Below are 9,911 nucleotides of genomic sequence, written 5' to 3'. Positions count from 1 at the left end.
TTGCTTTTTTGATAGTGTGTGCTCACTTAAAATTTAACGTTGGCGCTTTGTTTTGTTCAGTTTTCAAAGAGCAATTTTCACAATCGTTCTTTCGAACGGCTTGTTTATTCATCATAACACTTTATTGATTAGTTGTCAACTTCTGCGAAGTTTTTAACTTATTTTAAATCGCTGTGTTTTTCAGCGACCATTTCATCTTATCATTTTCATAGTAAGAAGTCAATAGTTATTATTTTCTTCTAGCAATCTGCCAAAAGCGGATGAAGTTTTTCGTTTGTCTTAGTTGGTGCTTATTTATATTAATCCTATTTCACCTTAAAGTCAACGCTTTTTCTCTATATTATTATATTTGTTTGAGTGTACAGTTTATTAGCTTCTAAAGTTTAAACAATTCCATGACAGTACTTATATAAATAGAAAGTAATGTAACCATACATAATTACTTTGTGGATTGTGTATTATCATTCTGCAGGGATGTAAAGTGTAAAAAAGAGCTCCTTCAGCTGTTTAATTAAATTGACTACCCCCTATCCCCTCGAATATTCATTGTTTTTTCCCTAATTCTTGAATGTCTTGCCAGTATACCTGTCGGTCTTTCTCCTCAGAGGAAAAGTTTTGCAAAGAACAGATAGGGTTATCGACAAAAAAACTCAGAACTCCTCTGTAAACATCCATACTACATATAATAGCCTAATAAACTCCTGTATATCTTTTTTATGAATGACATCTAAATCTAATGAATAATGGAGTGTGGAATATAACCAAATTGACTTCACAATTTCCATCGTGTTAATATATAACCAAGTAAAATAATCGGAATAGTTAATTTTATACTTTTACAAGCTAACTTTTAATTAAACTTAACTATATAGCTAAAAGGAGATGGGAATATGAAAGCAGCAATGGTAATACCAGGTGCGGAATCTTTTTTCTTACCCGGCAATTCTATCGGTATCCTTATTTGCCATGGTTTTAATGGAACACCACAAAGCGTAAGGTATTTAGGTGAAAAATTCGCTGCCAAAGGCTTTACTGTCTTCGCTCCCAGATTGGCGGGCCATGGAACGAATGAAGGTGAAATGGAAACGAGCCATTATCAAGAATGGATACAAGATGTTGAAATGGCCTATGCAAAGTTAAAGCGAACCTGCACCAAAGTATTCGCTATTGGCCAATCAATGGGAGGAGCTCTTGTCCTGGATTTAGCGACAAAAGTGGCTTGTGACGGGATTCTAACCATCAATGCCGCTCTTCAAGTTCCTGAATATGAAATATACCGTAACCAATTGGTTCCACGCTTCATTCCTGAAGGCAAACCAGACATAAAAGATGATACGACCAAAGAAGTCACATATGACCAAGTTCCGTCAAAAGCGATTAATCAATTGCTCGATATAATGGAACATACCAGTCAACTACTTAAAAACATTACGTGCCCAATACTCCTCTTCCATTCTCCAGAAGATCACGTTGTACCAGACCTATGTTCCTATCAGATTTACGAAACTGTCATGTCCAGTGATAAGGAAATGGTTCCCCTTGAAAATTCATATCATGTGGCCTCGTTAGATCATGATAAAGATCATATCATTGAACGGTCATGTCAATTCATTCAAAAGCAAAATGAAAGGGGAACAATCGCTTCTTAACCTCCTTTCACTATAAATTGGGTTTACCCATACACTTCATGGGTATATAAAGTATATAAAGAAAAAGGAGGTAACATAATGAGCGGTTTATCAGACAAAGTAAAAAGTACTGTAAATAAGGTTAAAGGTGAAACGAAAGACCAGGTCGGAAACGCGAAAAATGATCCTCACTTACAAGCAGAAGGTAAAGTCGATAAATTAAAAGGCAATTTACAGGATAACATTAGTAAATTGAAAAATAACCGTTGAAGCAATAGATGGGTACATTATTCACTCAATACTCTTAACGAACATTCTCGCCCCCCCCTTATATAGAGAAGAGGCGGCAGATTATCTGCCGCCTCTTCTTTCTTTAATTTGCTTGAATAACTACAACACACATATCATCCGGTTGATCTTGCTGCATTTTCGGGGGCATCAAAAAATCAATAGGGGGAGTTTCTTTACAATCTAACCATCTCGTCGAGACCGCTTCTTTTATTTGGCGGAGCCCTTCTGTCCCTTCCCGATCAATAGCTTCCATGACTCCATCCGTAAATAGCATAAGCTGAATCTTCTCTTCATAATGAATGATGGATTTTTCTATCTTCATCTCGGTAAAGAAACCAACTGGACATGTCCCTTTTGAAAGTGATGCCACTTTTCCATCATCTATTAAAGCAAAGCCTGGAGGATGTCCAGCATTCACATATTCCACTGTCTTTTGCTCTGTATCAATGATCAAATAAATCGCGGTAAAATAATAATGCACTAGGTTGTCTTCTTTATTAAGGGTACTCATCCAGCGATTCATTTCGTTTATGACTGCCACTGGATCAGTATGTGTCCTGATGGCATCTCTCAAAACTGAAGAAATGAACATACACACAAGTGAGGCGGAAATGCCATGCCCCATCATATCCAACAGGATGATCCCATACCGATTTTCATCAATACGGTGCCAATAGTACATATCCCCTGCCAATTTATTCGCAGGTAAGTATGATGCTCTTATAGTTAAGTGGTCATTTCTAATGGGCTCACTTAATAAACTGCTTTGAACCTGCATGGAGAGATCCAATTCGTTGCGAATTTTTTCATCCTGCATTTTATGCCAATCTTTTTCATATTTAAGTCTTAAACCCACGCGAATTCTCGCAAGTAAATCTATTTTATTGATAGGCTTCATTATATAATCAATACCGCCCACATCAAGTGCCTCGGCCACCTTGTTTGAATCTTCAAGAGCGGTCACAAAAATAACCGGTATATCTTTAAGGTGAGGAATACTTTGAAGCCTCCTGCATGCCTCTATCCCATCGATCTCCGGCATCATAATATCAAGCAGAATGATATCAACTGAAGTCTCTTTAGGTTGCGGACTATCCACCTGTAAATATTCAAACATCTCAACAGCTGAAGTTAATGATAGAAAGTCCGTATAGCCAGCTCGCTTTAGAATTTTCTCTATAACGAAAAGGTTAACCTGGTTATCATCTACGATTAGAATCGTCATTCTTTCATTCCCCTTTTGGCTTATATCGAGCGGCAACATTTATCTTTATAATATGGATCAGTTTAATAAAGCTCCCATAACAAGTATTTTCCCATTATATTATAACGAAGTTCAGTCTCTTTTAATAATAATACAGCACGACAACGAATATAAAATGAAGACCAACTCATTGTTTATACCCCTTCTTCCGACACCATAAACATAGAAATGCAAAAAAAGCGAAAAATATAGTATATCCCTATAAATTAAAAGAAAGAGTACGCAAATATGCGTACTCTTTCTTTTTACAATTTCCGATAAATCCGTTCCTTTGAGTCAAAGTCCTCATAATCTTCCGAAAAGGATGATGTATGAAGGGTTTCCTTACTGCCAACTGCAAGGAAACCGTCTTTACAAAGACTGTCATAAAACAACTGATTAACATAGGTCTGTAATTCACCGGTAAAGTAAATCATCACATTCCGGCACATTATGATATGAAATTCATTGAACGAACCATCAGTAACTAAATTATGCTGGAAAAACACAATGTTTTTAAGGAGACTCGAATCAAGGTAGGCATTTTGATAATCGGTTGTGTAATACTCCGAAAATTCTTGGTTACCGCCAGCATGCAGATAGTTTTTTGTATAAGACTGCATTCTATTTAATGGTAATATTCCTTTTTCCGCATGACTGAGGACTTCATCATTCATATCAGTGGCATAAATCCTTGCCTTATCATAAAGTCCTTCTTCCTTGAGGATGATCGCCATGGAAAAGGCTTCTTCACCGGTCGAACAACCAGCATGCCATATTCTGATTTCGGGAAGGTTTTTCAAAAGCGGAACGATATTCAAACGAAAAGCTTTAAAGAATTCCGGATCGCGAAACATTTCTGTAACATTTATTGAAAAATCCTTCAAAAGCTTCTCGACATAGCCTTTTTCATATAAAACCATTTCTATCATTCCGCTAATCCTGCGAATATGATCCAGTCTCATTCTATTTTCAACTCTTCTTTTAATTGAAGAACGCATATACTTGCGAAAGTCAAAGCCGGAAACGGAATAAATGGCCTCTAACAATAATTCGATTTCTATATCTTCTCTTTCTTCAATCGTTAAAGTATCCTTCATGCAAAACCTTCCTTACCCATACTATCAATCAATTAATTAGTCAGCCATACTCTTAGAACGGATAACAGCTGATCTAATTTTAATGGCTTGCTGACATAATCGGAAGCGCCAGCCTTCAGGCATTTTTCCCTATCGCCTTTCATCGCTTTGGCCGTTAGCGCGATGATTGGAAGATTCTCGAACTTACTTTGCTCGCGAATTCTGGTCATCGTTTCGTAACCGTCCATGCCTGGCATCATGATATCCATCAATATTACATCTATATCGTTACCTTTTTCAAGGAGTTCCAAACATTCGTAGCCGTTTTCAGCTGTAAGGATTTCCATCCCCTCATGCTTCAGGGCATTTTTCAGTGCAAATATATTTCGGTGGTCATCATCGACGACAAGTACTGTTTTATTGCAGAATGGTTTGGCCATATTCTGATTTATTCCATCCATTATAAGCACATCCGGTTCTACATGACTGTCAAAAGGTGCCGCAGGCTCATCGTGGTTAGCAGCTGCCACTTCTGGAGAAGCCGCTATTGCTTCGCCAACATTTTTGAAGCCCTCTGGCATGCTTGGAATAAAGAGGGTGAAGGTACTGCCTTGCCCTTCTTCACTATCTACAATCACCCAGCCTCCTAGGAGTTTGGCAAACTCCCGGCAAATCGATAGCCCAAGTCCTGTACCGCCATATTTTCTCATTGTAGCTCCATCACCTTGCTGGAACGCTTCAAAGATAAGTGTTTGCTTCTCTTTTGAAATTCCGATACCCGTATCCTTCACCTTAATTTCAACCCAATTGCTAGCTCCTTTTGTCTGTATCCATTGTGCTACATTTTCTTCATCAGCTTTTTTGATTTGGACGGACACATAACCTTTTTCTGTGAATTTAAATGCATTGGACAACAGGTTTTTCAAAATTTGCTGGAAGCGTTGTTCATCCGTAAAGAAAATATCCGGAACATTTTTATCTTTTTCTATTATAAAGTCAATGTTCTTTTTCTTGGCTACATGATCGAAGTTACGGTGCAATAACTCAGGAAGTTCACTCATATTCATTTCATCAAAGACCACTTCGAGCTTTCCGACTTCAACTTTTGATAAATCCAAAATGTCATTGATCAACGTTAATAAGTCTTGCCCTGATGAGTTAATGACACGAGCGAATTCCTGTTGCTCTTCAGTTAATTTACTATCATTTGGATCGGAAAGCATTTCTGATAAAATCAGAATACTATTGAGCGGTGTCCGCAATTCATGGGACATATTTGCCATGAACTCCGATTTATATTTTGAACTTAACTTTAATTCTTCGGCTTGTTTTTCAAGGTTTTGTTTTGCGACTTGAAGCTCTTTTGATTTTTCTTCCGTTTCACGGTTTCTCTCTTCTAATTGTTCATTAATCATCCGCAACTCTTCAGCCTGTGTTTGCAGTTCCTCTGATTGGGCTTGCATTTCCTCTGACTGTGATTGTAATTCTTCCGATTGAGCCTGTAACTCTTCGGTTTGTGCCTGTGATTCTTGCAATAAACGCTCTATTTCCATCCGGCCCTCTACATTATTAATCGTGATGCCTAGAGTATCAAGAACCTGGTTCAGGAAATGTTTTTGCAACTTCGTAAAGGCCTCCAAGCTTGCCAATTCAACCATCGCCACAACTTCATCCTCAAAAACCACTGGCGCAATGACAATGCTTTTCGGATTGACTTCCCCTAATCCCGTTGTAACCAAGTGGAAATCTTCAGGGATATCGTCAATGACTTTCGATTTCTTTTCAAGGGCGCATTGTCCGATCAAACCTTCGCCCATACGGAATTCACGTCTGCCTGAGTCTTCACCATCTCCTGCAAAGCTGGCAAGCTTAACAAAACGCATGTCCTCACCCTCACCCCGCTTGAGGTAAAAAGCTCCAATTGAAGCTCCCATCATCGGTGCAAGTCTCGTAATGAATCGGTCAGCCAGAACTTCCACATCAACAATGCGCTGATACATGGTAGCTATATCTGCAACACGGGTCTGGATCCAGTTCTGTTCACTGATCTTATCAGTGAAATCTTTCTCTTTTCGATTATAGGTCTCAAGCGATTCCGCCATATCATTGAACGATCTCGCTATATCACCAATTTCATCAGTAGTTCGAACCGGAATTCTTGGTACGACCGATAAATTTTTAAAATCGATATTTTTGATGACTTTCGTAATGGATTGCAGATCTTTCGATGTACTGCGAATCATCCAAACAACCGTTACGGAAATAACCAAAATGCTGAGAATGACCGCAAAAATCACAAAACCGATCATATCTTCATAAGTTTGTTTCGAATTACTTAAGGTATCTTTCATGACACCTTCTTGGTAATCCTTAAATTCATCCATCGTACTGATGACTTTCTTTCGTTTTTCCCTTTGATCGTCCATCAAGTTTGAAAGATCATCCGAAGAGTTTCCCGATTTTATCTTTTGGATGATCTCAGCCTCAGTTATGGAGTAAGAAGCATATTGAGTTTCAAACTCTTTCAATAATTGTTTTGCTTTCACCCTCTGTAAACTGCCTGATAACCCTGCAATTTTTGATTCAATCAAACTATGATTCTCATTGATGATTTCAAGGCTCTCTGCTCTTTCGTCTTTATTTGCATCATTCGCTGCAAACAAAATCTCACGGTCCGACCTAGAAAACAGCTGACGGATTTCCATCGAAGCTTGAACCTTTTCATAGCGATTTTCAACTATTTCCGTCATGCTACTCTTTAAATTGTTAAGCGTAACCATCATGAAAGAAAGTAAAATAGCCAAGAAAAGTAAAATTAAACCGAATCCCACCATTTGCTTCTTCCTAAAACCCATTTTCCCGCCCACCTTCATACAAATTTATAATCATCCAGAAATAAACGGCATTGCAAAATACATCTTATTACTATCATTTGGATCACTAGGATTTTTCTTTATATGCTTTTAATTTACTAAATGATAGATAGATTCATTGCTCAGACTCCATTTTAACATTTTCATAGCTAAAATGGTTACCTCCAGTGTTTTTATAAATGCATTCCTTTTTCCAATTAAGTGGCAGTCTGTCTTTTCCTTTGTTATAACCAAAAGGCCATTGTCCGAACCGAGGACAGTTTTTAAATCCGTATTTACTCATAATAAAAGCCGAAAGTTTTCACCTTCGGCTCTTGTTGAGAATCTGTTATTGAATTTTCTTCACTTCCACATATAAAACATGGTGGTCGGCCATTTCCTTTACAGTAAATTCATATCCGGCATATTCAATTCTATCCCCGACCGCAATCTCAAATCGGCCTGTCAGGAACCATCCGCCTAATGTATCGATATCTTCCTCTGGCAAATCGATTGCAAGGGTATCATTGACGTCTTCAACCAATGTTTTTGCATCGAAAACATAATGTCCTTCATTAATTTTTTGAATAAGCGGACGTTCATCCTGGTCAAATTCATCCTGGATTTCCCCAACGATTTCTTCAAGGATGTCTTCAACCGTAACAAGGCCGGCAGTTCCGCCATATTCATCAGTCAAGACCGCCATATGAATCCGTTCCTTCTGCATTTTCAGCAGAAGATCATGAATGGCGATCGTTTCAAGAACACGGATGACAGGTGTTACAAAGGAATCCACCGTCAGCTCTGTTACATTTTCCTCTGTAATCGTCGCTGTATAAAGTCTCTTGATATTGACCATTCCCACGACATTATCTTTATCACCGTCTATGACTGGGTACCTTGTGTATTGTTCTTCTTGAATAAGTTCAACAACTTCCAATAAAGGCATGCCCTTTTCGATAACGGTCATTTCCGTACGCGGAACCATGATCTCATTCGCAATACGCTCATCAAATTCAAATATCTGGTTTACATATTTGTATTCCGACTGGTTGATCTCACCGCTTTTATAGCTTTCCGATAAAATGATGCGCAGTTCTTCTTCAGAGTGGGCCATTTCGGACTCAGAAGCAGGCTTTAATCCGAATATGCCAGTTAGGAGACGGGCAGAACCATTCAGTAACCAAATAAATGGGTACAAAATGCGGTAAAAGAGAATTAACGGCTTTGAAAAAAGCAAGGTTACCTCTTCTGCCTTTTGGATCGCAACTGTTTTTGGTGCCAGTTCCCCCACTACAACATGAAGGAATGTTACAGAACCGAATGCGATTACGAAAGAGATGATATGACTTACCGATTCCTCTAATCCCCATTTATTGAACAATGGTCTTAAAATCGCCTCAACTGTCGGTTCACCCAATACCCCCAAACCTAAGGCAGTTACTGTAATCCCCAACTGACAGGCAGATAAGTACTCATCAATATGGGTCGTCACTTTCTTAGCCGCAAGTGCATTTCTATGCCCTTCTTCAATCAACTGATTGATTCGGGAACTTCTGACTTTCACGATTGCAAATTCCGATGCAACGAAAAATGCGGTTAATGCTATTAGTACAGCTACTGCTAATAATTTTATAAAAATCTCCAATATGTGCGGGTTCACCATGAAGTGCCTATCCTTCTTTTGGATTAGACATACACGGTTTAATCCCAAGCACCTCCTGTATAAATGGGTTTATTCGTTTCAAAAAGCGATTTTCGCCTTAACATGAACCAAAACCATTTAGCCTATATCGTTAATATGCACCTTTGCACACAAAATAATAGTGAATAAATTTTAATCATACCAGCAACACTAGTAATGATTGGATCAAGGCCATGCTTTCATGGGAAATCTGTTTTTTTAGAAGAAGCTCATTTTTTTCGTCTTTTTTAATCAAGCTGATGACTTCTTGAAGTTCTTCGTTCAGGCCATCCATTTTGTTTTTCAGTTGAAGACCTGTTTCCTCAATTGCTGATGCGACTTCCTTTTCCTGTTTAAATATATCTTTTATGTCTTCCAATGAAAGGTTCTTTCTTTTATATCCCTCGATACTGCGGAGCCTTTCAAGTTCACCTACCGAATAATAGCGGTAATTAGAGGCGGAACGCTCTGCTTTAAGCAGGCCTAAGTTCGTATAATAATCAACGGTTCGTTTTGTAACATTCGCCATTTCCGCCAACTCGCCAATTTTTAATGTCTCGTTCCCAATATAACCCCTCCAAACCGTAACGTGATGGTTTAGACAATCTGAACATATGTCTTTTCCGCCATGACGTTTTATTCTATCCTCTAATCGTACATTACTTTTATTGAAATGAAAAATATTTTTAATTGGATGAAAGGATAAATATTGTTTTATTCACATTTTTACCCTTCATGGATAAACAAAAACCGATTAATTGAATAATCGGTTTAATTTATGATTTAAGCCATGGATTCTATTTTTTTGTTTTAACTGAAATTGATTGCTCAATATCTTAGGACCGCATTGGCATAGGGAAGAATGCTTTAGCCTTTTTATTGGTTTTCCGCATGTTTCACAGACTTTTGCTACCATTTATACTGTCCTCCTCGCTTTAACTGCTTGTTATACCTATTATACTACTTCAATGATGATAATCAATACTATATTAAAATCATTATAAACTATAGGGTGATTTTGCATTTTTATCACTTATTTTATAAGCATCTCACTTCACAAGTGATAAATATGGATTTTGGTGATTCCTTTAGGAGCGGGACTTTTAGGTCTTCTCTTTAAAAATGGGACTGACA

7 protein-coding genes are annotated in these 9,911 nt (G+C 37.9%); 2 read left to right on the top strand and 5 right to left on the bottom strand.

The genetic code is table 11. The features are described from left to right. Positions 1-890: 890 nt before the first annotated feature. Positions 891-1,649, top strand: a complete 759-nt coding sequence (locus N9I19_RS17655; RefSeq protein WP_317778541.1) for an alpha/beta hydrolase — start codon at positions 891-893, stop codon at positions 1,647-1,649. A 78-nt stretch (positions 1,650-1,727) separates the two neighbouring features. Further along, positions 1,728-1,898 (top strand): CsbD family protein, encoded by a 171-nt coding sequence (locus tag N9I19_RS17650; protein ID WP_081108663.1) that lies wholly within the window; start codon positions 1,728-1,730, stop codon positions 1,896-1,898. A gap of 103 nt (positions 1,899-2,001) precedes the next feature. On the opposite strand, the gene N9I19_RS17645 is transcribed toward N9I19_RS17650, so the two are convergent. The 5 genes from N9I19_RS17645 to N9I19_RS17625 all read right to left on the bottom strand — a co-directional run bounded on the left by N9I19_RS17645 (position 2,002) and on the right by N9I19_RS17625 (position 9,306). Continuing rightward, the gene (locus N9I19_RS17645; protein WP_317778540.1) at positions 2,002-3,144 is read right to left on the bottom strand and encodes a PP2C family protein-serine/threonine phosphatase; all 1,143 of its coding nucleotides are present in this window, start codon (positions 3,142-3,144) and stop codon (positions 2,002-2,004) included. A 284-nt stretch (positions 3,145-3,428) separates the two neighbouring features. After that, positions 3,429-4,262: a CheR family methyltransferase gene (locus N9I19_RS17640; RefSeq protein WP_061461165.1), complete on the bottom strand. Its 834-nt coding sequence runs from the start codon at positions 4,260-4,262 to the stop codon at positions 3,429-3,431. 32 nt (positions 4,263-4,294) lie between these two features. Beyond that, positions 4,295-7,096 (bottom strand): response regulator, encoded by a 2,802-nt coding sequence (locus N9I19_RS17635; RefSeq protein WP_317778539.1) that lies wholly within the window; start codon positions 7,094-7,096, stop codon positions 4,295-4,297. Positions 7,097-7,442: 346 nt separating this feature from the next. Beyond that, on the bottom strand, positions 7,443-8,741 hold the full coding sequence (locus tag N9I19_RS17630; RefSeq protein ID WP_089363940.1) for a hemolysin family protein: 1,299 nt from the start codon (positions 8,739-8,741) through the stop codon (positions 7,443-7,445). 193 nt (positions 8,742-8,934) lie between these two features. Next, positions 8,935-9,306: a MerR family transcriptional regulator gene (locus tag N9I19_RS17625; RefSeq protein WP_250211735.1), complete on the bottom strand. Its 372-nt coding sequence runs from the start codon at positions 9,304-9,306 to the stop codon at positions 8,935-8,937. Positions 9,307-9,911: the final 605 nt, after the last annotated feature.

The sequence above is a fragment of the Peribacillus sp. CSMR9 genome (assembly GCF_033141925.1).
GTDB lineage: Bacteria > Bacillota > Bacilli > Bacillales > DSM-1321 > Peribacillus > Peribacillus simplex_A.
The sequence above is the reverse complement of the archived record's forward strand: the minus strand, read 5'-3'. Positions and strand labels throughout refer to the sequence as shown.